General features: G+C 58.5%; 19 protein-coding genes. 11 read left to right on the top strand and 8 right to left on the bottom strand.

The features are described 5' to 3' along the window. Positions 1–46: 46 nt before the first annotated feature. From creD to KG007_RS08410, 5 genes are all read right to left on the bottom strand, one after another. Entirely contained in the window at positions 47–1,411 is a 1,365-nt protein-coding gene (gene creD / locus KG007_RS08430) for a cell envelope integrity protein CreD (protein WP_213348146.1), read from the bottom strand. 64 nt (positions 1,412–1,475) lie between these two features. Beyond that, complete coding sequence (locus KG007_RS08425; protein WP_288237890.1) at positions 1,476–1,790, bottom strand: winged helix-turn-helix domain-containing protein; 315 nt, start codon at positions 1,788–1,790, stop codon at positions 1,476–1,478. After that, on the bottom strand, positions 1,787–2,416 hold the full coding sequence (locus KG007_RS08420; protein ID WP_213348144.1) for a hypothetical protein: 630 nt from the start codon (positions 2,414–2,416) through the stop codon (positions 1,787–1,789). The genes KG007_RS08425 and KG007_RS08420 overlap by 4 nt, the downstream gene beginning before the upstream one ends. A 328-nt stretch (positions 2,417–2,744) precedes the next feature. Beyond that, entirely contained in the window at positions 2,745–2,888 is a 144-nt protein-coding gene (locus KG007_RS08415) for a hypothetical protein (RefSeq protein ID WP_213348142.1), read from the bottom strand. 42 nt (positions 2,889–2,930) lie between these two features. After that, entirely contained in the window at positions 2,931–3,686 is a 756-nt protein-coding gene (locus KG007_RS08410) for an endonuclease/exonuclease/phosphatase family protein (protein WP_213348140.1), read from the bottom strand. A 125-nt stretch (positions 3,687–3,811) separates the two neighbouring features. Here KG007_RS08410 and KG007_RS08405 point away from each other — a divergent pair, with 125 nt between their 5' ends. Further along, a complete protein-coding gene (locus KG007_RS08405) occupies positions 3,812–4,855 on the top strand; it encodes a linear amide C-N hydrolase (protein WP_213348138.1) in 1,044 nt (347 codons plus the stop codon). Between the two features lie 56 nt (positions 4,856–4,911). Here KG007_RS08405 and KG007_RS08400 read toward each other — a convergent pair whose 3' ends face one another. Both KG007_RS08400 and KG007_RS08395 read right to left on the bottom strand, forming a co-directional pair. Beyond that, entirely contained in the window at positions 4,912–6,345 is a 1,434-nt protein-coding gene (locus KG007_RS08400; RefSeq protein WP_213348136.1) for an acyloxyacyl hydrolase, read from the bottom strand. Positions 6,346–6,676: 331 nt separating this feature from the next. After that, positions 6,677–8,071: a type III PLP-dependent enzyme domain-containing protein gene (locus KG007_RS08395; RefSeq protein ID WP_195460887.1), complete on the bottom strand. Its 1,395-nt coding sequence runs from the start codon at positions 8,069–8,071 to the stop codon at positions 6,677–6,679. A gap of 219 nt (positions 8,072–8,290) precedes the next feature. Here KG007_RS08395 and KG007_RS08390 point away from each other — a divergent pair, with 219 nt between their 5' ends. Genes KG007_RS08390 through secG form a run of 5 tightly spaced genes read left to right on the top strand, consistent with a single transcriptional unit; the run spans position 8,291 to position 11,620 of the window. Then, positions 8,291–8,998 carry a hypothetical protein gene (locus KG007_RS08390; protein ID WP_288237884.1) on the top strand — a complete coding sequence of 236 codons (708 nt, stop codon included), beginning with the start codon at positions 8,291–8,293 and terminating at the stop codon, positions 8,996–8,998. Then, a complete protein-coding gene (locus KG007_RS08385; RefSeq protein WP_213348135.1) occupies positions 8,999–10,225 on the top strand; it encodes a sigma-54 interaction domain-containing protein in 1,227 nt (408 codons plus the stop codon). It begins immediately after the preceding gene. A 3-nt stretch (positions 10,226–10,228) separates the two neighbouring features. Continuing rightward, positions 10,229–10,738 (top strand): LptE family protein, encoded by a 510-nt coding sequence (locus KG007_RS08380; protein ID WP_195460885.1) that lies wholly within the window; start codon positions 10,229–10,231, stop codon positions 10,736–10,738. A 13-nt stretch (positions 10,739–10,751) separates the two neighbouring features. Beyond that, positions 10,752–11,246: a hypothetical protein gene (locus KG007_RS08375; RefSeq protein ID WP_213348133.1), complete on the top strand. Its 495-nt coding sequence runs from the start codon at positions 10,752–10,754 to the stop codon at positions 11,244–11,246. A gap of 5 nt (positions 11,247–11,251) precedes the next feature. Next, the gene (secG, locus tag KG007_RS08370) at positions 11,252–11,620 is read left to right on the top strand and encodes a preprotein translocase subunit SecG (RefSeq protein ID WP_195460883.1); all 369 of its coding nucleotides are present in this window, start codon (positions 11,252–11,254) and stop codon (positions 11,618–11,620) included. Positions 11,621–11,849: 229 nt separating this feature from the next. Here secG and KG007_RS08365 read toward each other — a convergent pair whose 3' ends face one another. Next, positions 11,850–13,511, bottom strand: coding sequence for a DUF6377 domain-containing protein (locus KG007_RS08365; RefSeq protein WP_213348131.1), 1,662 nt, complete (start codon positions 13,509–13,511; stop codon positions 11,850–11,852). Between the two features lie 417 nt (positions 13,512–13,928). Between KG007_RS08365 and KG007_RS08360 the strand changes: the two genes are divergently transcribed. The 5 genes from KG007_RS08360 to KG007_RS08340 all read left to right on the top strand — a co-directional run bounded on the left by KG007_RS08360 (position 13,929) and on the right by KG007_RS08340 (position 24,416). Continuing rightward, positions 13,929–16,961, top strand: a complete 3,033-nt coding sequence (locus KG007_RS08360) for a SusC/RagA family TonB-linked outer membrane protein (RefSeq protein WP_249413283.1) — start codon at positions 13,929–13,931, stop codon at positions 16,959–16,961. Between the two features lie 21 nt (positions 16,962–16,982). Beyond that, positions 16,983–18,527, top strand: a complete 1,545-nt coding sequence (locus tag KG007_RS08355) for a RagB/SusD family nutrient uptake outer membrane protein (protein WP_213348129.1) — start codon at positions 16,983–16,985, stop codon at positions 18,525–18,527. Between the two features lie 21 nt (positions 18,528–18,548). After that, positions 18,549–20,054, top strand: coding sequence for a glycoside hydrolase family 30 protein (locus tag KG007_RS08350; RefSeq protein WP_195460880.1), 1,506 nt, complete (start codon positions 18,549–18,551; stop codon positions 20,052–20,054). A gap of 19 nt (positions 20,055–20,073) precedes the next feature. Continuing rightward, the gene (locus KG007_RS08345) at positions 20,074–22,104 is read left to right on the top strand and encodes a DUF5125 domain-containing protein (RefSeq protein ID WP_213348128.1); all 2,031 of its coding nucleotides are present in this window, start codon (positions 20,074–20,076) and stop codon (positions 22,102–22,104) included. Positions 22,105–22,181: 77 nt separating this feature from the next. Continuing rightward, positions 22,182–24,416 carry a glycoside hydrolase family 3 C-terminal domain-containing protein gene (locus KG007_RS08340; protein WP_213348127.1) on the top strand — a complete coding sequence of 745 codons (2,235 nt, stop codon included), beginning with the start codon at positions 22,182–22,184 and terminating at the stop codon, positions 24,414–24,416. The last annotated feature ends 11 nt before the right edge of the window (positions 24,417–24,427 follow it).

Below are 24,427 nucleotides of genomic sequence, written 5' to 3'. Positions count from 1 at the left end.
TGCAAAGATAGTGCAATCCCTCCGGCGAACCAAATTTTCACGGTTTTCACTTCCCGGCCGTCCACTCCATTTTCAGCGAATAACGCATGACGGCGGCCAGGATGACGAACAGTCCGATGCTTCCGGCCAGCAGCGCATAGGTCTCCAGTTGCAGCAGCACGTAAACGTAGGTGTAGAGGATCGCCAGCAGGGCCCCGATGCAGAGCGCCGTGCCCCGGATGCGGATGGCGCCGTAGATGTAGGCCGTAATCAGGGTGGTAGTCATCACCGCGGCGATCAGGTAGGCCAGTCCGAAACTGAGGTGCTCGGAGATCGAGACCAGCAGCGAGTAGAAGAGGATGAGTGCCAGTCCGACGAGCAGGTACTGGAAGGCGTGAATGTTTTTCTTGCGGGTCATCTCGACGAACAGTACCCCGATGAAGGTGAGCAGGATCACCAGCACGGCGTATTTGATCGAACGCATGGCCTGCTGGTACTGGGTGACGGGCACGAGCAGGTTTACGCCCAACTCGCTCCGGGAGATGGTGCGTTGGTGGTTGCCGACTCCGAGCACCTGTGCATAGTTGCGGTTCTGCGCCACGACCTTCCATTCGGCCGTGAACCCGCTTTCGGTCACTTCGCGTGAGGAGGGCAGGAAGTTGCCGATAAAACTCGGGGTAGGGCAGTCGGAGCCGAGCCGGATCGTGTTCTGGTTGCCGACGGGCGCGAGATAGAGCGCAACCGAGCCTTTGAGCTTTATTTTTAGTGTAAACGGAATGGTCTCGCCCGGTTTTCTGATCCATTCGCCCAGGGCGATTTTTGCGGCGACGCCGACTTCGAAGCAGTCGTTGTCTGCGGCGGTGACGGTGGGGTGATCCTTGCCGTTCCAGTTGATCACGATGCTCTCTTCGATGCCGCGCAGGTCGGAGATTCCGACGCCGACGCTTACTGCTTCGGCGTCGATCCGGGCCCCCTTGTCCAGCAGGGTCCGCAGCTCTTCGGGGCTTGCGAACGTTCCCGCGAGGGTGATTTCCGAATTGTAAACATTCGTGTCGTAAAGTCCGCGCCGGAGCTGCTGGCAGGCGACGTTGCCGTCGACGGTGAGCTTCTCGGGCAGGACGGTGAGCCAACTGCGGGCCGTCGTCCGTTTCCCGGATTCGTCCGTTACGGTGTATTCGTAGGGGATCGTCACGACGGGGCCCGTGATGTGCTGTTCGGCGCTCCACATCCGGGCGACCTCTTCCTGTGCGCTTTCCATCATTTCGCGCCGTTCGACGATCAGCGACATGATCATGCCGCCCGGGATCAGCAGGATCAGCATGATGATGCCGATAAAGACGATTTTCAGGGTCAGCGGGTTCGCTTTCGCTTTCTTTTCGGGTTCGGGGGCCGCAACCTGCGGAGCCGGGGTGATTTCGGGAGTGGTTTCCATAATTGTTTTGATTTTTAGAAAGTACTTTTAATTGCAAAGTGGATTGGCGAAAAAAAAAAGACGGTCACTTTCCGGCCGGCCGTGAAGTGGCGTCGATAAACGATTCGAGGGCCTGCAAATGGCGCCGGAACGCTTCGCGTCCCTGGTCCGTGGCCCGGTAGGTGGTGTTAGGCATGCGTCCGATGAACTGCTTCGACGAAGTGATGTAGCCGGCGTTTTCCAGTGTCCGCGTATGGGTCACCAGGTTTCCGTCGGTCAGGTTGAGCAGTGAACGCAGCGATTTGAAGTCCATGCTGTCGTTGACCATCAGCACGGCCATGATGCCCAGCCGGACCTTGCTTTCCAGCGTCTTGTCGATATTTTCGAGGTTCAGGTTCACCGCTTGTTCTTTGTTGCGAGGAAAACGACTCCGTAAAGGATGTTCAGCGCGCCGAACCCGGCCGCCCAGAAAACGAGGGCGTAACCCTGGTAGAAACTGTCGACGAGTCCCAGTGCGAGTTCCGCATAACCCAGGTAGCGGATCGAACTGAACGTGTGGTTGGAGGCGGAGATAAGCGCCATGCCGTAGAATATCAGCATGATCGAGGAGGTCAGCCCGTAATAACCGTTGACGAAGAGCGCCAGGCTGAAGATGCCGCCGACGATCAGCGGCAGGAAAAAGTTCCACAACAGGCGGCGCGCCGTGGCGTCGATCGTGATTTTCGAGCCGTTGCGGTGTGCTTCGTAGTAGCTCAGCCCTACGGCGGTCGCCAGGCAGAGGACGATCAGCAGGACGGCTGCGCTCAGCAGGGCATAGATGCGCGCATAGGTGTTGACCGTCAGCATCGGGGCGATGTCCCATCCGCCGCTGAAAGCCCGGTTGACGGCCCACACGGCCGCCAGCGCCAGTATCCCGACGACGATCGGGGCATAGGCGCTCACGTTGAGGAAACGCGACGAACGGTTCATCAGCGTTCGTATCTCTGTCAGGGTCGAATAGACCTCGTTGCCTTCTTTCTGCTGCATAGTAAAAAGTACTTTGTGATGCAAAGTTAAAGCTAAAATCCGGAATTGCAAATTTTCCGGTGTTTTTTTGTGGGAGGGAGGGGGCGTCGGCGGAGGACAAGAGGCGGGGCGGCTGACTGGATTGGATTCGGCCTGGTGGCGGTCGGAGCCCGGCCGGCCGGGTTGTCGGGGCGATTAGGTCGGGAACGGTTAGGTCGGGGCCGGGAAGGCCGACGGGGGCCGGATTCGAGGATGGTTGGTCGGGGGAGCCGGGATCTATGGTAGGAATCGGGTCGAAGAGATTGCGGCGGTATTCGAAGGCCGGGAACGGCGGTCGGAGGATTGGCTGTCAGGGAGCCGGAGGACAGGCGGTACAAAGCGGAAAATCGCCCTGGGGATACATGAAGAAGAGTGCGCGGGGAGTGCGCGGGAAACGGCAGATCGTTGCGAAATCCCCGTCCGCCGCATCCCGGCAGCTCATTTTGAAAGTCATGCTTTTTTGCCTATATTTGTAGAAAGCGGGACGATGCGGTTCTTATTCCCACGCGAGCGTTACCCACAGCGGACAATGGTCCGAAGCCGTAGTCGTGTGATCCACGGTCGGCTCGGTGACGACAGCCGATACGGGCAGTCCGCGGCCGAGGATGTAGTCGATGCGGATGGAGGGTTTGTCCGACGGGAAGGTCATCTGTGTGGTGTCCGAAAGGGGCCGGAATTCGCCGCCCAGTCCGTCGAGTACGGTTCGGGCGACCTTCATGTTGAAATCTCCGGCCAGCAGTACCGGTTTGCGGCAGGTGTCGGTGACCGTGCGGATGATCGGCAGCGAAGCAAGCTGGTCTTCGCGCGTGAGCGAGAGGTGGGTGACGCAGACCACGTAATCGGGGAACTCGGCGACGAGCAGTACCCGGGCCTCCTCGCGTCCCGGAAGCGGAATGCGGCGCACGGCGAGCGGTTCGCTGCGTGACAGCAGGCCGATGCCGTAGGCGCCTCCGTCGTAGTCGATGGCGCGGCAGAACCGGGCGTGCATGCCCGTCATTTCGCCCAACTCGGCGGGAATGAAGCGCCCGGACATGCGCCCGGTCACGCTGTCCACCTCCTGCAGGGCCACGATGTCGGGAGCCGTACGGTTGATGACCTCCGCCACGCGCCCGAGGTCCTGGACATTGTCGATGCCGCGGCCGTTGCGGATGTTGTAACTCATGAATTTCAGGGTCGTCGGACGCTGTGCGCAGGCGCCCAGTAGCAGGCTGCAGCAGGTGACCGGCAAAAGAATACGCAGTAATGATTTCATCTCGGAAAATGTAGTTTTCCGTAAAGGTAGGGCAAACCGGATGAAACGCCAAATTTTTTCTTCCGGAAACCGAGGTTTTGCACTCAATTTGAAGCGATACGTTTAATATTAAAATGTTTCTGTCTATGAAAATCCATTCTTTGACGATGCTGTGCGCCGGTGCGCTGGCCGTCTTTGCTCCGCAGGCCGATGCCTGCACCCGCGCCGTTTACCTCGGGCCCGACGGCATGACCGTTACGGGCCGCACCATGGACTGGCGCGAGGACCCGCTCACCAACCTCTACATTTTCCCGCGCGGGACGGAGCGCCGCGGGGCGAATACGGACAACACCGTTTTCTGGACTTCGAAATACGGTACGCTCTCGGCTGCCGGCTACGATATCGGCATTACCGACGGCATGAACGAAGCCGGGCTGGTCGCCAACCTGCTGTTCCTGCCCGAGTCGGTCTACGACCGTTCAGGCGATACGCGCCCCGTCATGGGCCTGAGTATCTGGACGCAGTATGTGCTCGACAATTTCGCGACGGTAGACGAGGCGGTGGCCGAACTGTCGAAGGAAAAGTTCCGTATCGACGCCCCCGACCTGCCCAACGGCGTCCAGTCGCGCCTGCACCTGGCCATCTCCGACGCCTCGGGCGACAGTGCGATCTTCGAGTACCGCGACGGGCGGCTGGAAGTTCACCACGGGCGGCAGTACCAGGTGATGACCAATTCGCCTTTCTACGACGACCAGTTGGCCATCCTCGGCTACTGGCAGCAGATCGGAGGACTTACGATGCTGCCCGGAACCAACCGCGCCCCGGACCGTTTCGTGCGCGCGTCGTTCTACATCAACGCCGTTGTGCAGACTGCCGATCCGAAGATCGCCGTGCCGGCCGTAATGTCGGTCATGCGCAATGTCTCGGTTCCCTACGGCATCTCCACACCCGATAAGCCGCACATCTCTTCGACACGCTGGCGCACGGTCTGCGACCAGAAGAATAGGGTCTATTATTTCGAGCCGACGCTGGCTATGGAGACTTTCTGGGTTGACCTCGCGGCGATCGACTTCTCGAAAGGCAGCGGCGAGCGGACCCTCACGCTCGTCGGAGCCCCGGCCTGCACGGGCGACGCTACGGCGAAATTCCGCAAGAGCGCCAAACCCTTCGTCTTCCTGTTCGGGGTGTAACGTCCCGGCGCAGGAATGAAAAAAATCCCCGGCCAGTCGGCCGGGGATTTTTCGTGTCAGCGGTGTCGCGGATATTTGTTGTTGAAGCGGTAACCGACGCCCAGCATCAGGAAGTTGGGCATGTGGAAGTCGCGGAGACTGTAACCGATGTGGACGTAGGAACTGCGCGTCACGGCGATTTTCAGCGTCAGCATCTGGTAGAAGGCCTTCAGGTCGCCGCCCTTGTGCAGGAAGTTGGTTCCCAGGCCTACGCCGATGTTGAAATAGGGCATTACGAACTCCGCACGGGCCGAAACGCCGAGCGCCATCTGTTTGTCGATGCCGGGTTTCTCCACTTCAAGGTCCGCGCTGCCGCCCATCGGCACGATCTGGTCGGCCATGACCAGGTTGGCGCTGCCGTCGTATACGCCGTCGAGCGATACGCCTGCGCGGAACTTGTAGCCGAAATTATACATCGAGGCGAAGTTGAATCCCAGGACCGTGTAGGCGTCCGGCGCGGCGTACTGCTTGTCGCCGACCTCGATTCCTTTGCGACGCCACGAGCCGAACAGCGTGAGGTCGTAGCTGAAATGGCGCGGGAATGCCGGGCTTAGGATGCGCGGGGCCATCTCGGCCGATTTCCGGCCGAAATTGTAACTCAGGCCCGCCCGCAGTCCGATGGCGTTGAGCCCCGCATTGGGGAATTTGGTGTTGCCGTTGGAAAAGTGCGTGAGGCTCAGGCCCGCCGTGAAATCCACTTCGCGCGTCACCCGCCAGTCGAAGAAGAAGTCGGCGTTGAGGTAGGCGTTCATCTTCGATCCCATCATCTTGTTGAAGGAGTTTTCGATGTCGTCGTAAGGCTTCCAGCCGAACGAAAGACCGAAATTCCACTCGTAGTTGAACGACAGCCGCGGGCTGATCCGTGCAATGCGCGCTCCCTGGAAGAGGTAGACGGCGATCGGGCTGCCCAGCTCGTCGGGATTTCCAAAGTCGTAGTAAGCCGCGCCGATGCCCTGGTAGGCCCCGCCGTAAATTTGGTCGGGAAGCGATCCGGGGCGGAACTGGAACGAATAGCGCAGGTGTCCCGAGAGCGAGAGGTCGATGGGCTGTCCCGCCCGGTTCTCGCCTTCGACGAAGGGGTTGGTCGGGAAGATGTGTTCGGGGCGGAATTCCGCGCTGAGACGGTGCATGAAACGGCGCCCGGAGGCGGTTGTGTCGAGGCTGCGGACGATCGCTCCATCGGCGTAGCGGCGTTCCGGGCGGAAGTTGCGCCGTTGCTGTCCTTCCTGGACCCCGGCTCGGTAACCCGCCTTGTATCCCCTCAGGTAGTCGTCGTTACGGAAGTTGTCGCGGTAGACGATGCTGTCCGGTTTCGCTCCGGGCGCACTGGCGGTCGTTTGGTCGTTATGGGCAGTTCCGGACGGCAGTTCTTCTGCACCGGCTTTGGCGGAAAGGAAAAACAGGCCTCCCGCAAGAATTGCCGCTTTCCATATCCGTATTTTATTTTCCATTGAGGCTCGAATTCACATTTTGCCGCCGAAGTTACGAAATTTTCCTTAAACTAATCTATTGAGGACTTATAAATAATAAAAAAAGCCCGCCGCCGATGTGTCGGCGAGGGCTTTTTGGAGATTTGGATATTCGTAGCATCGGGCGGCAGGACTGCCCGGTGTATTACCCGCGCTTCGTACTGCGGTCTATTTAGTAGCCGAGTATTCGTAGCATCGAGCGGTAGGACTGCTCCTTGGCAAACAGGCCGCCCGCGAAAGCCCTCCTTCTCAAAGGAGGGTTTGGGAGGATTGTCTGCCCGGTGTATTACACGCGCTTCGTCCTGCGTCCTATTTAGTAGCCGAGTATTCGTAGCATTGAGCGGTAGGACTGCTCCTTGGCGAACAGGCGCGTGTAATACTCGTTGTCCGACTTGTCGCGGTCGATAATCACGTGCTTGGGCGCGGGAATCAGGCAGTGCTGGATGCCGCCGAAGCCGCCGAGCGACTCCTGGTAGGCTCCCGTGTGGAAGAATCCGATGTACTGCGTGTTGCCCGCCTCGAGCTTCGGGAGGAAAATGGCGCTGGTGTGACACTCCGAGTTGTAGAAATCTTCGCTGTCGCAGGTCAGTCCGCCGAGCAGCACGCGCTGGTACTCCTTGTCCCAGTTGTTCACGGCCAGCATGATGTAGCGTTGGTTGATGCCCCATGTATCGGGCAGGGTAGTGATGAACGACGAGTCGATCATATACCAGTTTTCACGGTCGTTCTGCTGCTTCTGGTTGACGATCGAGTAGAGCGTTGCGCCGCTTTCGCCGACGGTGAACGAACCGAATTCGGTGAAGATGTTGGGCTCCTCGACGCCGTTGCGCTCGCAGATGTTCTTGATCTGGCTGATGATCTCCTCGGTGAGGTACTCGTAGTCGTATTCGAAGTTGAGCGTGTTCTTGATCGGGAAACCGCCGCCGATGTTGAGGCTGTCCAACTCGGGGCAGATGGCTTTGAGTTCGCAGTAGACGTTCAGGCACTTCGACAACTCGTTCCAGTAATAGGCCGTGTCCTTGATGCCGGTATTGATGAAGAAGTGCAGCATCTTGAGCTGGAACTTCTTGCTGTTTTTGAGTTTGGCCTTGTAGAAGTCGACGATGTCGTTGTAGCGGATTCCCAGCCGCGAGGTGTAGAAATCGAACTTGGGCTCCTCTTCGCAGGCGATGCGGATGCCGACTTTGCACTTCTTGGTGAACGAATCCTCGAACAGCTCCAGTTCCTCCTTGTTGTCCAGCACGGGAATCGTGTTGGAGAAGCCGTCGTTCACCAGTTGGGCGATGTTCTCGACATACTGCGGCCGTTTGAAGCCGTTGCAAATGATGTAACGGTCCTTGTCGATGATGCCGCTTTCGTAGAGCGCGTTGATGATGTGGATGTCGTAGGCCGACGAGGTTTCCAGGTGGATGTCGTTCTTCATGGCCTCCTCCAGTACGAACGAGAAATGGCTCGACTTGGTGCAGTAGCAATAGTTGTACGAACCCTTGTAATCGACCTTCGCCATCGCCACGTTGAACATGCGCTTGGCGCGGTTGATCTGCTGGGAGATCTTCGGCAGGTAGGTAATTTTGAGCGGGGTTCCGTACTGTTTGATCAGTTCCATCAGCGGAATGTCGTGGAAATTCAGCTCGTTGTCCTCGACGGTGAACTCATCCTGCGGGAAATCGAACGATTGTTCGATCAGGTCGATGTACTTGTCTTTCATGGTTCGTTCGGTAAAGTTTTTACAATCCGGCTCGGTTACTTTGCAATTTTCGGGCGAAAGTAGCTCGCCCGGATTTTTAAAAATTTCGGGATGCAAAGTAGATGAATATTTTTCGGATAACCAACACTTTGTTCGATTATTTTGAAAAAGCCCCCTTTATTATTGCTTTTTTCTTTGAAAAAGGGTAATTTTGAACCCGGATTAAAAGGATTTTCAACCGTGCTGATAGATACTCTCATACAATATCTGAAGTCGAATAAGCGGCTTGTCGTACCCCAACTCGGAACGTTCATCGTCAAGGAGCCGGGCCGGAGCGTTGTCTTCTCGGAACTGCTCAAACGCGACGACGGTGTGCTGAGAGGGCTTCTCCGCGCCGAAGGGATGGGCGAACTGGAGGCTGCGGGCGAAATCGACCGCTTCGTCTTCGAGATCCGCCATGCCGTTGAACACGGCGCAGAGTTCCGGCTGGAGGGATTCGGGGTGATGAAACCCGGTCCTAACGCCACCATCGCCTTCGCCTACGAGCCGCAGCCCGAGGCTGAGCCCGCTGCGGAGGACGAACCTGCCGGTGCGAAGCGTTCGTCGTTGCAGCCCGAGAAGGTGGCCGAAGCCGTGAAGACTGCGTTTGCCGAACCGCGCGTGTCGACCTCGGCGAAGATGAATCCCGATCCTTCGGTACGCGGCCTGCGCTACGGCAAACCGCCGAAGAGCACCGATGCCTACCGTTATGTCGACCGTGCGCCGCGCCGCCGCGCCGACCGTTTTATCTGGATCGCCGTGATCGCCGCAGTGCTGGCTGTGGCGGCTATCGCTTTCGGCCTCTGGCGCGACGCCCGGGAAAAGCAGGCCGATGCGGAATATATCGAACAGCCTCAGGCGGCCGCAGAAACCCCGGTCGCTGTATCCCAACCCGAACAACCCGAATAAATGACAGAGATCACCACCGTAAAACAGCGCTTCGGCATTATCGGCAACTCCCCGCTTCTGGACAGGGCGCTGGAGGTGGCCCTGCGTGTGGCTCCGACCGACCTGACGGTGCTCGTCACGGGCGAAAGCGGCGTAGGTAAAGAGTTTTTCCCGCAGGTGATTCACGCTTATTCCGCGCGCAAGCACAATAAATATATTGCCGTAAACTGTGCGGCGATTCCCGAGGGTACAATCGACTCCGAGTTGTTCGGCCACGAGAAGGGCGCCTTTACCGGCGCTGTGGAAGCTCGCAAAGGTTATTTCGAGGAGGCCGACGGGGGCACGATTTTCCTGGACGAGGTGGCCGAGCTGCCGCATTCGACCCAGGCGCGCCTGCTGCGCGTGCTCCAGATGGGCGAATACATCCGCGTCGGTTCGTCGAAGGTGCAGAAGACCAATGTCCGCGTGGTCGCCGCTACGAATATGAACCTGCAGGAGGCTATTGTCCAGGGTCGTTTCCGTGAGGACCTCTACTACCGCCTGGGGACAGTCCCCATCACGGTCCCCTCGCTGCGCGAACGTCCGGAGGATATTCCGCTGCTGTTCCGCAAGTTCGCCGCCGACGTAGCCGCGCAGTACCGCATGCCCGCCGTGACGCTCGACGATGCGGCCCGCGAAATGCTGAAAAATTACTATTGGCGGGGGAATATCCGCCAGTTGAAGAACGTTGCCGAACAGATTTCGGCTATCGAGCAAACCCGGGTGATCACCCCCGAGGTATTGGCGAAATACCTGCCCCCGCAGGGCGGAGGCGCTCCGATGCCTGCCGGGTCGGTGCGTATGGACGACACGATGTCGACCGAGCGTGAACTGCTCTACAAGGTGCTTTTCGACATGCGGGCCGACATCAACGACCTCAAGCGGATGATTTCCGAATTGCTGAAGGGCGGCGTGGCCTGCGCCGAGCCGGTCCGCGACATCAAGGGCCTGCTGCCGACTACGGCGCAGAGCAGCTATGTCCCGGCCGTTGCGGACTACTCGCAGTCTTCGGCCCCGGTTTATGCCGAGAGCGAGGAAGTTACCGACGAGCCGCCGCGGGAGATGACCAAGGCCGACATGCAGCGCGAACAGATTATCCGCGCCCTGCGCCGTAACAACGGCCGCCGCCGGGAGGCTGCCGCCGAACTATTTATGTCGGAACGTACACTATACCGCAAAATAAAAGAGTTAGGTATAGAGGAAAATTAGCTTATGAAGATCAGAATTATTATACTGGCGCTTTGCGTCGCGTTTGTGGCGGGTTGCGGCGTGACCGTCAAATATTCGCTGTCGGGCGCTTCGATTCCGCCCGACGCCAAGACCTTCTCGGTGGCCTACTTCCCCAACAACGCCACCATGGTTACGCCGATCCTGAGTTCTACGCTCACCGAGGCGCTGGTCGACATGTTCACGCGCCGCACGCGCCTGATGCAGGTCGACGAGGGCGGCGACTTCGCTTTCGAAGGCGAGATCGTCAACTACACTTCGACGACGACTTCGGTGTCGAGCGACGACTACGCCCTGCTGAACCGCCTGACGATCACCGTTAAGGTGCGCTTCACGAATGCGCTGGACGAGAAGATGTCGTTCAACCGCACCTTCACGGCTTATGAGGACTACGATTCGACCAAACTGCTCACGGAGGTCGAGGGCGAACTGATTCCGCAGATCGTCGACAAGATCGTGACCGACATCTTCCAGGCCGCGGCCTCCAACTGGTAATCCCCGATGCAAGATGGCTGACCTGAAAAACTGCTTTGCGGCGCCTGCTACGGTGGAAGCGCCCTCTGTTGCGGAGGCAGACGCCCTTGTGGCGCGCTTCCCGTGGTTTCTCCCGGCGCGTATCCTGCGCGAAGGGCTTACGGGCGAATCCGATCCGCGGGTCGCGCTGATGGCTCCGTGGCGTGCCGAAAGTTCGCTGCGCAGGCCTGCCGTCGATGTCTCGGTGCTCAGACGGCCGACCTCGGACGAGATCATCGACCGCTTCCTGCAGGAAGAGGATCTGCGCATCGTCGCCGGTGACGGCGAACCCGAGGAGGAGATCGTGATGCAGTCCCAACTGGATGACGACGACGAGGTTGTTACCGAGGAACTTGCCGAAATCTATCTCGCTCAGGGCCTTCGTGACAAGTCCGTAGCGATTTATCGCAAATTAAGTTTGCGAAATCCCGAAAAAAGTGTTTACTTTGCCGAACTTATTGGCAAAATAGAAAACAATATTAAAATTTAAGTAATATGTTATACACGATTTGCATTGCCCTGATACTCGTTGCGAGCGTACTGGTGATCCTGGCGGTATTGGTGCAGAACCCCAAGAGCGGCATGGCCGCCAATTTCGGCGCGTCGAACCAGGTAATGGGTGTGCGCGAAACTACGAACTTCCTGGAGAAATTCACCTGGGCGATGGCTATCGCCATCGTGGTGCTGAGCCTCGCTGCTACGCTGGCTATGGACCGCGGCCTGGTTGCCGAGAGCAATTCGGAGATTTCGAAGGATGCCAAGGCGCTTCAGGAGCGTGTGCTCGAGAGCGAGGTTCCCGCTACGATGCCGCAGGCTGAGATCCCCGCTGCCGGACAGACCGAGCAGCAGGAGCAGGCCCAGTAGTTCCCCGGGGCGGCAAAGCAGACCCCATCATAGAAGACCGCGGTTTTTCCGCGGTCTTTTTTTTCTGCCGGACAGAATGCTTCGGGACCGAAGGAGCTTCCCGCTACGGAGCTGTCGAGACTTTCATCCGGGGCGGTTTTTCTGCCGGACCGATTTTCGCAACGGAGCGACCTTTAAATAAAAAGCCATGGATGGAAAATCCATGGCTTTTTATGTTTCCGGTGAGTGATCAAAGGTGCTGGGGACTGAATGCCCCGATGGTTTTGATGCGTTCCTCGAAATCGTCGCGCGAGACGAGCGTGTGTCCCTTGATCTTCGATCGGTAGTTGTAAATCGTGCTCACGGAGTAACGCAGCAGGGCGGCGATCTTCGACGAATCGTTGATACCCAGCCGGATCAGCGCGAAGATGCGCAGTTCGGTTGTCAGCAGTTCGCCCTTTTTCGGCTCGATGCGCGCTTCTTTGTCCAGCAGGGAGTTGAAATCCTCGATAAAGGTGGGGTAGAGCTGTAGGAACGTGGTGTCGAAGTTGCGGTAAAATTCCTCCAGTTCACGGCTGTCGCCGTCGGTCGGGGAGTACTCTTTCCGCAGTTCGTCGATGCGTCCGTCGCGCAGCAGGCGGCGTACGTGCCGCCGCGAGTCGATGATCTTGTCTATGTATTCCGAACACATCGTCAGGAAAATGCCGATGTATTCCTCCTTCACTTCGTTGGCTTCGGAAATTTGGTTGTTGAGCCCGGCGAGCCGGGTGTTGATGTGTTTGAGGTCGTTGTTCGAGATGTTGAGACGGTTGTTGGCCTGCTGCAATTCGAGCCGGGCGAGGCTGAGTTTGCGGTTCTGGCGCAGGACGAAAATCACGCCGCCCAGGGCCAGCAGCATGAAACAGGCGATCGACACGACGAAAATGTTGTACATGGTATCCATCCGCTGCCGCCGGACCCGGTAGGCCTCTTCGATGACGTGGAGCGCCAGCGCATCCTGCCAAGGGCGCAGGCGTGAGTTGAAGAACCGCGCGTCGTCCATCACGATGCGCATATAACGCATGGCGCGCTGGATGTTGTCGTCGTCGAGAAGCGTGTTGGCAAGGCTTTTTAGCGCGGCGTTGTCGCGTATCGCCAGTTGAATGTCGGTCATCGCCGAACGGGCGAACCACACCTGTGCCGTGGGTGTGTCTCCCATCAGGTCGGCGACGAGGGCCCGCATGTACGATGCTTCGGCGTAGTCGCGCGTAAGGGGCTGGATGGTGTTGCACAACTGCTCGGAAATCTCGACGGCCTGCGGATAGTTGCGATCGCTGATCGCCTGCCGGAGCCGGAAATTGAGGTGTGTGACCGACGTGGGATCGGTGTTGTCCACGATCAACTGCGCGTAGGCCACCGTGAGCCGCCACGACTCGTGTCCCTGCATCGAATCGTGGGAGTAGAGTTGTAGTTCGTCGTTGAGTTTGTGCCGGGCTACGTAGTAATCGACCAGTTGTTTGCGGTCGAGCGTCGTGGTGTCGATCTGTTGCAGCATGTTCGCCGCTTCGAGGTAGATGCCCGCCGAACTGTACAGGTAGGCGAGTTGGATGCGGCTCTCGTTGAGGTGTCCCGTGTCATGCATGCGCTTTGCCAGTTCGATGTTGCGGTAGAGGTAGTCGATCGTCGAATCGGCCTGGTAGGGGGTGTATTCGTCGATCAGTTGTTGGTTGAGCATGTAACGCTGGGCGTCCGAGAAATCGGATTTTTTGAGGATGGTTTTCAGCGATTCGATCCGTTGTTCGCGGCTGGCGATGTAGGAGTCGCGGTGCGAGAGGGTGGCGTCGAGTTGCGAGAGCACGCTTTTCAGGTCGTCCTGGGCTGTGGCAGGCAGCGTTGCGGCGAGCAGCAGTACGGTAAACAGAAGGTTTCTCATGTGCGGACGGTTCTCAAGTTTGATCTAAACAAAGATAACAATAATCTCCGGAAAATCAACGGATGTCCTCAAAACCCGGATTCGGATCCGGGATGGTCGTCCGGTTTTGCCGTCGAACGGGCCGATTTTGCAGGGTTAAAATGGTTTATAAGACTTTTCCGGCGATTGGATCGGTTCGCAAGGATTCCGATCCGTCTACTTTTTTTTACAATCGTAAAATAATTAATATGCTGATTATTAGTAAATTATATTTTGGTGAATGGGTTTTCGATCTACAATTTCCTGTTTAATTTTTTTTCATGTCATTCAGGTTGGTTAATTTTATTTAAACGGAAACAAGGCGATTAAACGCTAATATTTTAAGAACCGCGCCTTACCTATTTATATTAACTTATAACTTAAAACCTTTAAATTCCTATGGCACATTTTTGCATGAAACTGCAAGCGGGCTGCCGGATCGGATGGATGCTGGTGCTGACGGCGATGCTGACCGCCTTCGCACCGGCTGCCGTCGCGCAGCAACTTACAGTAACGGGAACCGTCACCGACCAGTCGGGACAGCCTGTTATCGGAGCCACGATCATCGAGCAGGGAACTACGAACGGAACTACGACGGGCGTGGATGGCTCTTATACCCTGAAACTCAGAGGGGGGGGGAATTCTGCTAGCCTGGTTTTCCAGTCGCTCGGATTCGTTTCGCAGACGATTCCCGTCGGCGGCCGCACGAAGATCGACGTAAAACTCGCCGAGGATGCCGTGGCGCTCGATGCCGTGGTAGCCATCGGTTACGGTACGGTCAAGCAGAAGGACCTTACGACGGCCGTGTCGATCGTTAAGACCGACGACCTCGCGCGGCGTCCGATCACCTCGGCTTCGGGAGCCCTCCAGGGCAAAGCGGCCGGCGTGCAGGTCATCCAGCCCAACGGTGCGCCCGGCCAGGGCATGGTAGTCCGCGTCCGCGGCGCTTCGTCCATCACGTCGAGCAACGACCCGCTCTATGTGGTCGACGGCGTTCCCGTAGGCGAAGGCAACTACGCCATCGCCTACCTCTCTCCCAACGAGATCGAGTCGATGCAGGTGCTCAAGGACGCCTCGTCGGCCGCCATCTACGGTTCACGCGCCGCCAACGGCGTAGTGCTCATCACCACCAAGCAGGGCAGCCGGAAAAAAGGCCCCGAGATTTCGTTCTCGACCTTCGTCGGCGTATCGAAGGTGACCAAGAGCTACGACGTGCTCAACGCCCGGCAGTACCGCGACCTGATGGAGGAGAATGGCGCCGTGGCGGGACTTCCGGCCACGCTGACCGACGTGACCGACTGGTTCGACGAGACCTACTCGACGGGTGTCAACCAGAACTACCAGTTCTCGATCTCCAACGGCGATGAAAATTCGTCCTACTACCTGGGCGGTGGCTACACCGACGAAACGGGTATTATCAACACCACCTCTTCGGAGCGTTACAACGTGAAAGCCAGCTTCGAGAAGAAGATATTCAAATGGATTTCGGCCAACGCTTCGACGACCTTTTCGCACTACACTTCCAAGGGTTCGATCATCTCGGGGCAGGGCGCCAACCGCGCAGGCGTCGTGGTTTCGGCCATCACCACGCCGACCTATGCGCCGATCTGGGACTCCGAGAATCCCCAGCAGTACTACAACAATTTTTACGGCGCCAACCTCACTTCGCCGCTCGAAAATATGGCCCGTACGGACTATAACCAGGATGTCACCGACCGCCTGCTGCTCTCCGGCGGCCTGACGTTCTACCTGGCCAAGAACCTGACCTTCAAATCGACGGTCTCGATGGACCGCCGCTGGGTGCACTCGTCGTCGTTCCTCGACCCGATCCGTACGACCTACGGCCGCACGCTGCACGGCACGGCTTCGGATACCCGTTCCGACGACATGCGCATGATCTACGACAACATTCTCACCTGGAACAAGACCTTCGACCGCCACAACCTCGAAGTGATGGCCGGTACGTCGGCCACGACTTCGGTGTGGGAGCAGTTGAGCGGTTCGCGCACCTATTTCTCGTCGACCAACAACAACGCCATTCCCAACCTGAACGGCGGTAACAACGGCGGCGTCCGCGGCCAGGGCTACGGCAAGTCGGAGTGGTCGATCATGTCGTACCTGGCCCGTGTGTCGTACAACTACGACAGCAAGTACCTCGTGACGGCCAACTTCCGTGCGGACGGTTCCTCGAAACTGGCTCCCGGCCACCGCTGGGGTTATTTTCCCTCGTTCTCGGCCGCATGGCGCATTTCGGGCGAGAAGTTCCTGCGCGACGTAAGCTGGATCAACGACCTGAAACTGCGCGCCGGCTGGGGCCAGACGGGTAACCAGGCAGGCCTTACGGAGTACGGCTGGATGCAGCAGTACGGAACCAACTACTACGACTGGACGCTGACCGAGAACGCCCAGGCCGTGCCGACCGTCGGCGGACGTAGCAACATCAAAAACGAGGACCTTACGTGGGAGACCTCTTCGCAGACGAACATCGGCGTCGATTTCGCCCTGCTGAATAACCGGCTGAGCCTTTCGCTCGACTATTATTACAAGTATACCAAGGATATGCTGATGAGCGTGCCCCTGCCGTCGCCCTATCCGAACATCATGCGCAACGACGGCGAGATGTCGAACCAGGGTTTCGAGATCACGCTTTCGTCGGTCAACATCGCCAAGAAGGATTTCAACTGGTCGACCGACCTGAACGTTTCGGTCAACCGCAACAAACTCGAAAAACTCGGACTGAAGCAGGTTTACTACTACGCTACGACCTCCGACGCCACCAACGACAATGTCGTGCGTATGACGCCGGGCCAGTCGCTTTCGAAGTTCTGGGGCTACGTCTCCAAGGGTGTCGATCCCGAAACGGGCGACCTCGTTTACGAGGACCGCAACGGCGACGGCGAGATTACGCCGCTCGACAAGACCTGGATCGGCAACGCCAATCCCAAGTTCACGTTCGGCATGACCAACAACTTCTCGTGGAAGGGCATCAACCTGAACATCCTGATCACGGGTTCCTATGGCAACGACATCTTCAATGCCTCGCGCATCGAGACCGAGGGCATGGCTTCGGGCAACAACCAGACGACCACCGTGCTGCGCCGCTGGCGTATTCCGGGACAGCAGACCGACGTGTTCCGCTCGAACAACCCTTCGTGGAACGTGAAGAACTCGACCTACTGGGTCGAGGACGGCTCCTATCTCAAGGTGAAGAACATCACCCTGTCCTACGACATCACCTCGCCCAAGCTCAAGCGCATCAATATCACGCGTATCCAGCCCTACATTTCGCTCCAGAACTTCATTACCTGGACCGGCTACTCGGGTTACGACCCCGAGGTGAGCCAGTCGGAAAGCGCGACGCAGATGGGCATCGACTGGGGAACCTATCCCAACGTGCGCACGGTCGTCGTGGGCCTGAACCTCACTTTCTAACCACAGAAAACAGAACCGATTATGAAAAAGATATTTTTAATTGTCGCGGGTCTCTCGCTGGGGGTTGCCACCACGTCGTGCAGCCTTGAGAAATTCCCCGATACGATGTATGCCGAGAACAATACGTCCGGTACGGGTGATGCCGAGACGGCCATCAACACCCGCGAACTGCTCGAAGGCCAGCTTACGGCCATGTACAACTACATGAAGGGCGACCTTCAGACCTACTGGTATCAGCTGATCACGTTGGCCGAAAGCCGTGCCGACAATGCTTACGGAGCGGCGAACGAAGCCAAGACCATGACGATCGAACAGAACCTGATCGACAGCGACAACGAATTCGCCTCGAACCTGTGGAACTATTCGATGAATGCCGTGGACTATGCCAACCAGGTTATCTGCAACATCGACGTGGTGAAGGAGAACGATCCGTCGCTCACCGAGAAGGAGTACCAGGAGTGGCTCTCCGAAGCGCTCTGCTGGCGCGCTTATATCTGGATGAACATGATGCAGCTCTTCGGCGAAATTCCGATGCTGACCGAGATTCCGCCCGCCATCAACGCCGGGAACATCGAGGAGGTCTATCCGCTCTATTTTCCTGCACGCGTGTCGAAAGAGACTGTCGGCGAGCAGATCGTCAAGGACATCGAGGAGTATGCCTGCAAGTATGCCCCGGACATGGACGCCTCGAACAAATTCAGGATTACCAAGGGCTTCGCCTACGGCCTGATGGCCCGCTTCTACTCCATGCGCGAGTTCCGCGACTGGTCGAAGGTGATCACGGCCTGCCAGGCGGTCGAGGGCATGGGGTACAGCCTCTGCGACAAGTACGGCGACCTGTGGGCCTACACCACCGGCGATACGGGTATGGCGGCCATAAACACCCGCGAGTCGATTTTCGAAGTGCAGTGGACCAGCCAGACTTCGGGTTCGTGGATGTGGATGATGTTCCACCGCAACGCCTACGTTCCGAGCGACAGTTTCTCGTGGGGCAAGTGGAGTACGCCGTCGCGTAACCTGACGAAGGCCTACGATGCCGAGGGCGACACCGAGCGCAAGGACGCTTCGGTTATCTACGACGAATGCGGCTGGTCATACCGGTATCCCAGCGATGCGTATGCCTTCATGCACAAATTCCCGACCAACGTGACGCCGGTTTATGTGATGCGTCTGGCCGAGATCAAACTGCTGCACGCCGAAGCGCTGGCCAACACGGACGATCCGGGCGGCGCCGCCGACATCGTGGACGAGATTCGCGACCGCGCCGGTATCGACAAACTGACCGCGTCGCAGCGCGCTTCGGCCGACCTGATGCGCGCAGCCGTGCTGCACGAACGCCGCCTGGAGCTGGCCATGGAGGGCTTCCGCTGGTTCGACCTGATGCGCTACGGCGACAATTATTCGAAGTTGTTCGAAATCTGCGATGGCGTCAACATCAAGGGTTCCGCTTCCTATGACTCTTATTTCCAGCCCCGCCGTGCGATGAACGACAACCGCGTGCTGATGCCGGTTCCGACTTCGGTGTTGGAGGACAATACCAACATCGAGCAAAACCTGGGCTATTAACCTTAAAAATACGATTCAACCATGAAATTCACGATCAATAACAACCTGCGCCTGCTGACCTGTTCGCTGTTGCTTGCCGGAGCGGTCTGCTGCTCCAGCGGAAACGGCGACGACCCTACGCCGGGACCCGATCCCGTACCCGCTGGGTCCGACGTTTACTCCTATGTCACTTCGGCCAACGGTAACCGCCTTTTCACGGAGGAGAGGCTCGACTATTCGAAGGTCTCGATGTCGCCCTACCGGGTGACGCTCGATCCTTCGACGACCTACCAGACCGTCGACGGGTTCGGTCCGGCCATCACCGGCGCCACGTGCTACAACCTGATGAAGATGTCGCAGGCCGACCGCACGGCGATTCTCAAAAAATGCTTCGATCCCGAGACCGGCGCCGGATTCAGTTTCATCCGCGTACATATCGGCGGCTCGGACTTCTCGATGGGTGAATACACCTGCTGCGACCAGGAAGGCATCGAGTTCTTCGCCATTCCCGCCGTTGAGAAGGAGGGTATCTTCCCCGTCCTGAAAGAGATTCTGGCCATCAACCCCGACGTTAAGATCATGGGTTCGCCCTGGTCGTGTCCCCGGTGGATGAAAGGCACGCTCACCGATCCTTCGAAGCCCTACAACGCGTGGACCAGCGGTCGCCTGAATCCCGCCTATTACGACGACTATGCCGAGTACTTCGTGCAGTGGGTGACCGAGATGGAAGAAAACGGCTTCCCGATCTACGCCGTCACGATGCAGAACGAACCGCTGAACAAGGGCAATTCGATGTCGCTCTACATGCCGTGGGAAGACCAGCGGGATTTCGTCAGGAAGCTCGGCCCCGCATTCCAAAAGGCAGGCATCGGGACCAAGATACTTTGCTACGACCACAACTATAACTACGACGGCGTTTCGGGTCAGGAGAACTATCCGCTCAACATCTACGCCGACGGCGATGCTTCACAGTGGATCGACGGTTCGGCATGGCACAACTATGGCGGCAGCGTCTCCGAACTGGACAACATCCTGCGGGCGGCTCCCGACAAGACGATTTACTTCACCGAGGCTTCGATCGGCACGTGGAACTACAATTTCGAAAGCTGCGTGATTGACGATTTCGAGTCGATCTTCATGGGGACGCTGAGCCGCATGGGCAAGGGCGTGCTGCTGTGGAACCTTATGCTCGACGACAAGGGCGCGCCCAACCGCCCCGGAGGCTGCACGACCTGCTACGGCGCTATCGAGATCAGCTCGTCGGACTACAAGACGCTCAAGTACAACAGCCACTACTACGACCTGGCGCAATGCGCCAAAGTCATTCAGCCGGGGGCCGTACGTATCGGTGCATCGGGCTATGCGGCTTCGGGACTGAGCTACCTGGCATTCAGCAATCCCGACGGCTCGAAGGCTTTCATCGCGCTCAACAAGGGCACGGCCGAGCAGACCGTCGCCGTATACGAAACCGCCGACCGCTCGTTCAAATACACCATCCCGGCCAAGTCGATCGCCTCGTTCCGCTGGGGAGCAGGGGCCGAAAACTAACCTTTAAAATTCGCAGAACATGAAAACGCTGAAATACATTGCCTTGTCGCTGCTCGTTGCGGCCAGCACGACGGCGTGCAAGGACGATCCCGAACTGCAAACCACCGACATCGGTCCCGAGATGACCGTCGTTTCGGTCGATGCGTCGGGCGTCTACGGCGGCAAGGTCGACTTCGAGGTGGCGATGACCGACCGTTATCCGCTTTCGACGCTCAAGGCGCAGATTTTCTTCGACGACGAAATGGTCGCCGAGGAGGTGATCCGCACCAAGACCGACGGAACCTATAAAGGAGCCGTGACGCTTCCCTTCTATAAGAATATTCCCGACGGCGAGGCCACGCTGCGCCTCGTGGGTCAGAACATCCGCTTCGGACAGACGACCGTCGAGCGCCCGCTCGCCGTGTCGCGTCCCAAACCTGCTTACCTGAATTTTGTTCTCAACGACGTGGAGTACCGCATGGAGCCTACGTGCAACGACTACGAGTACGCCGTGACGGACGATTTCCCGCAGAAGCCGCAGGGTTATATTTCGACGCCGGAACTCGACGACGCGGGTTCGGTGGTGACTTTCGGTTACGATACGGAGACCGCCGGCATCGTGGCAGACTCGACCGACCCGATTCCTTACGCCAATTCCAACGCCGGGGAGTTTACGATCACCTTCAACCTGAAGACCTTCGAAGGCTCGCCCTTTATCAAACTGCTCTTCGACGGCACGGAGATGACGATGCTCGATAACGACAATTATTACATCGTTACCACGCTGACGCAGAACCAGGCCTACACGCTGACGGGTGTTGCGGATTTCGCCGACTGGAACGTCGACCTCGACTTCTTCGAGCGCAAGAACGCTTCGAACCCCGAAGAACTGAGCTTCCTGCCGATGACGGGCATGTACAAGGTGACGGCCAACTTCAAGCACAGCTACCTGAAGATCGAGGCCATGAAGTCGGCAACCGAACTCGCTACGCTCAACGACGACGGCTCGGGGGCTATCTGGGCCATTGGTGGTACGGAGGTCGGTAAACCGACGCTGAAAAATGCGTATGGCTGGAGTCCTGAGGACGGCGGCATGTGTCTGGCGCGCGTCGCCGACAAGAAGTACCAGTTGACGCTCGTCGCGGGTATCTCGATCAACGCTTCGTCGTTCGATTTCAAGTTCTTCCACCAGAAGACCTGGGGCGGCGAGTTCGGCGGCAAGGACATTACGACCGCGAGCGACATCGTGAAAATCAGCGATTCGGGCAACCTGGGTCTTGTCGAAGGCAAGACGCTCGACCTGGGCGGCATCTACCGCTTCACGGTGGACGTTACGGGCGGCAATACGGCTGCTGTGCTGACCGTCGAGAAGGTGGGTGAGCAGCAGCTTCCGCCTGCCGACATCACCGTCAACGGGACGCAGATGACCCAGATCGATGTGGATAACTACCAACTGGAACTCGACCTGACGCAGGGCCAGACGCTGACGCTGGGCGGCGGCGACGCTTTCACCCCGGCGTGGATTAATCCCGATTTCTTCGAAGCGGTTTCCGCGACGAGCGTCAAACTGGTTCCCGTCGCAGGCAAGTACCGTATCACGGCCAATCTTGCGACCAAGGTGATCGACGCACTGGTGCTCAAAGCCGACGGTTCGGGGCTTGCCACGTTGGGCGACGACGGCCACGGAGCGGTCTATTTCATCGGTTACGGCATCGGTTCGCCCGCGGCGGCCGACCAGCCCGGCTGGACTACGGAGAAGGGTGTTTGCGTGCCCGAATCCGCACCCGGTATCTATAAGATGACGGCGCAGGCAGGACTGGAGGGCAGTACGACCCTCGGTCAGCGCTTCCGCGTAAGCGGCTGGAGCGGCAAGTTCTTCAAGAACCGCGGCTGGGACGGCTTGGGTACGTTCTCGCTGGCGCCGGGCACGGAGGCTTTCCTGTCGATCGCCGGGGACGGAAATATCGAGATCGCTTCGGGAGTTACGCTCGACGAGGGTGCGACCTACTGCCTGACGCTCGACGTGACGGCCGGAAATGACAAGCCCGTTCTGTCGATGGTTAAGAAATAATTACTAATTTTGCATCACGGAGTGCGCAGCCTCTCGACTGCGCACTCCGTTTGCAAACACATAATCTTTTTCCCAAAATGAAGAACAGAACATTGATAAAGGGCCTTGCTGCGCTTTGTGCCTTTACGGCCGTCGCCTGCGGCGGCGGACAGCAGGCGCAGAGCGGCGTTGCGGTTTACCTCGACGAGTCGCAGCCCATCGAAAAACGGGTCGAGGACGCCCTCGCGCGCATGACGCTCGAAGAGAAAGTCGGCCTGCTCCACGCCCAGTCGAAATTTTCGTCGGCAGGCGTTCAGCGGCTGGGCATTCCCGAGGTGTGGTGCACCGACGGCCCCCACGGAATCCGTCCCGAAGTGCTGTGGGACGAGTGGGACCAGGCCGGCTGGACCAACGACTCGTGTACGGCTTTTCCCGCCCTGACGTGTCTGGCCGCGACGTGGAATCCCTCCATGTCGGCCCTTTACGGCAAATCCATCGGCGAAGAGGCCCGCTACCGCGAAAAAGATGTCCTGCTGGGCCCGGGCGTGAACATCTACCGCACGCCGCTCAACGGCCGCAATTTCGAATATATGGGTGAAGATCCCTATCTCTCGTCGCGCATGGTCGTTCCCTATGTCCAGGGCGTGCAGCAGAACGGCGTGGCCGCCTGCGTCAAGCATTTCGCACTGAACAACCAGGAGGTGCACCGCCACGGCATCGACGTTATCGTCGACGACCGTGCGCTCAACGAAATCTACCTTCCGGCGTTCAAAGCCGCGGTCGAAGAGGGCGGCACGTGGGCCATTATGGGCGCTTACAATAAATATAAGGGCCAGCATTGCTGCCACAACCAGTACCTGCTGAACGACATCCTGAAACGCGACTGGGCCTTCGACGGCGTGGTTATTTCCGACTGGGGCGGTGTGCACGATACGAAACAGGCTGTCGAGAACGGTCTCGACATGGAGTTCGGGTCGTGGACCAACGGCCTGAACTGGGGAGCCAGCAACGCCTACGATAATTATTACCTCGCCAATCCCTACCTCGACCTGCTTCGCAAGGGCGAGGCTTCGGCCGACGTGCTCGACGACAAGGCCCGCCGCGTGTTGCGCCTGATTTTCCGCACGGCGATGAATTCGCGCAAACCCTTCGGATCGCTCAATTCGCCCGAACACACGGCCGCTGCGCGCCGCATCGCCGGCGAGGGTATGGTGTTGCTGAAAAACGACAATAAAGTGCTTCCCATCGACCTTGCCAGCGTAAAAACGATCGCCGTCGTGGGTGAGAACGCCGTCAAGATGATGACCGTCGGGGGAGGTTCCTCGTCGCTCAAGGTCCGCCACGAATATACGCCGCTCGAGGGCATCCGTGCCGCTGTGGGCGATAAGGCCGAAGTGATTTACGAGCGCGGTTACGTCGGTGACGTGACGGGCGACTACAACGGCGTGAAAACGGGTCAGGACCTTTCGGAGAAACGTTCCGAGGAGGCGCTGATCGCCGATGCCGTAGCTGCGGCCCGCAAAGCCGATGTCGTGCTTTTCATCGGCGGTCTGAACAAGAGCGGCCACCAGGACAGCGAGGGCGACGACCGTACCCAGTACGGCCTTCCCTATGCACAGGACCGGGTGATCGAGGCGCTTGCCGACGCGAATCCCAACCTGGCGGTAGTGGTCATTTCGGGCAATGCCGTGGCGATGCCGTGGATCGAACGCGTTCCGGCGGTGCTGGAGGCCTGGTTCTCGGGCTCGGAGACGGGCAATGCGTTGGCCGACGTGGTGTTCGGTGCGGTGAATCCCTCGGGGAAGCTGCCCTTCACGTTCCCCGTGCGGCTGGAGGACAACAGCGCGCATGCGCTGGGCGAATATCCCGGTACGGATTCGGTGCGGTATAACGAGAGCATTTTCGTCGGCTACCGCTGGCACGACAAACAGGCGCTCAAGCCGCTGTTTGCCTTCGGCCACGGTCTGAGCTATACCACTTTCTCCGTCGGCAACGTGAAAGCCGACCGCGCGACGCTTGCGGCGAACGGCCGCATCCGGGTTTCGGCCGAGGTGACCAACACGGGCGACCGTGCCGGTGCAGAGGTCGTCCAGCTTTATATCGGCGACGAGGAGTCGTCGCTGCCGCGTCCGGTGAAAGAGTTGAAAGGCTTTGAAAAGGTATCGCTGAACCCCGGCGAGACGCAGACGGTGACTTTCGAGATTACACCCGATATGTTGCAGTACTACGACGACACGAAGGGTGCGTGGGTTTGCGAACCGGGAGCCTTCACGGCCTATGTCGGCGTCGCTTCGGACGATATCCGCGGCACGGCCGGGTTTGAACTGAAATAGCCGGCAGGCTC

The sequence above is a fragment of the Alistipes montrealensis genome (genome assembly GCF_018362775.1).
GTDB lineage: Bacteria > Bacteroidota > Bacteroidia > Bacteroidales > Rikenellaceae > Alistipes > Alistipes montrealensis.
Note: the sequence above shows the minus strand (reverse complement) of the source record. Positions and strands in the feature narration are given on the sequence as shown.

Coding starts and splice junctions, on each gene's coding strand:
- creD (WP_213348146.1), bottom strand. CDS start 1,411: ATGGAAACCACTCCCGAAATCACCCCGGCTCCGCAGGTTGCGGCCCCC.
- KG007_RS08420 (WP_213348144.1), bottom strand. CDS start 2,416: ATGCAGCAGAAAGAAGGCAACGAGGTCTATTCGACCCTGACAGAGATA.
- KG007_RS08415 (WP_213348142.1), bottom strand. CDS start 2,888: ATGACTTTCAAAATGAGCTGCCGGGATGCGGCGGACGGGGATTTCGCA.
- KG007_RS08410 (WP_213348140.1), bottom strand. CDS start 3,686: ATGAAATCATTACTGCGTATTCTTTTGCCGGTCACCTGCTGCAGCCTG.
- KG007_RS08405 (WP_213348138.1), top strand. CDS start 3,812: ATGAAAATCCATTCTTTGACGATGCTGTGCGCCGGTGCGCTGGCCGTC.
- KG007_RS08400 (WP_213348136.1), bottom strand. CDS start 6,345: ATGGAAAATAAAATACGGATATGGAAAGCGGCAATTCTTGCGGGAGGC.
- KG007_RS08395 (WP_195460887.1), bottom strand. CDS start 8,071: ATGAAAGACAAGTACATCGACCTGATCGAACAATCGTTCGATTTCCCG.
- KG007_RS08385 (WP_213348135.1), top strand. CDS start 8,999: ATGACAGAGATCACCACCGTAAAACAGCGCTTCGGCATTATCGGCAAC.
- KG007_RS08380 (WP_195460885.1), top strand. CDS start 10,229: ATGAAGATCAGAATTATTATACTGGCGCTTTGCGTCGCGTTTGTGGCG.
- KG007_RS08375 (WP_213348133.1), top strand. CDS start 10,752: ATGGCTGACCTGAAAAACTGCTTTGCGGCGCCTGCTACGGTGGAAGCG.
- secG (WP_195460883.1), top strand. CDS start 11,252: ATGTTATACACGATTTGCATTGCCCTGATACTCGTTGCGAGCGTACTG.
- KG007_RS08365 (WP_213348131.1), bottom strand. CDS start 13,511: ATGAGAAACCTTCTGTTTACCGTACTGCTGCTCGCCGCAACGCTGCCT.
- KG007_RS08360 (WP_249413283.1), top strand. CDS start 13,929: ATGGCACATTTTTGCATGAAACTGCAAGCGGGCTGCCGGATCGGATGG.
- KG007_RS08355 (WP_213348129.1), top strand. CDS start 16,983: ATGAAAAAGATATTTTTAATTGTCGCGGGTCTCTCGCTGGGGGTTGCC.
- KG007_RS08350 (WP_195460880.1), top strand. CDS start 18,549: ATGAAATTCACGATCAATAACAACCTGCGCCTGCTGACCTGTTCGCTG.
- KG007_RS08345 (WP_213348128.1), top strand. CDS start 20,074: ATGAAAACGCTGAAATACATTGCCTTGTCGCTGCTCGTTGCGGCCAGC.
- KG007_RS08340 (WP_213348127.1), top strand. CDS start 22,182: ATGAAGAACAGAACATTGATAAAGGGCCTTGCTGCGCTTTGTGCCTTT.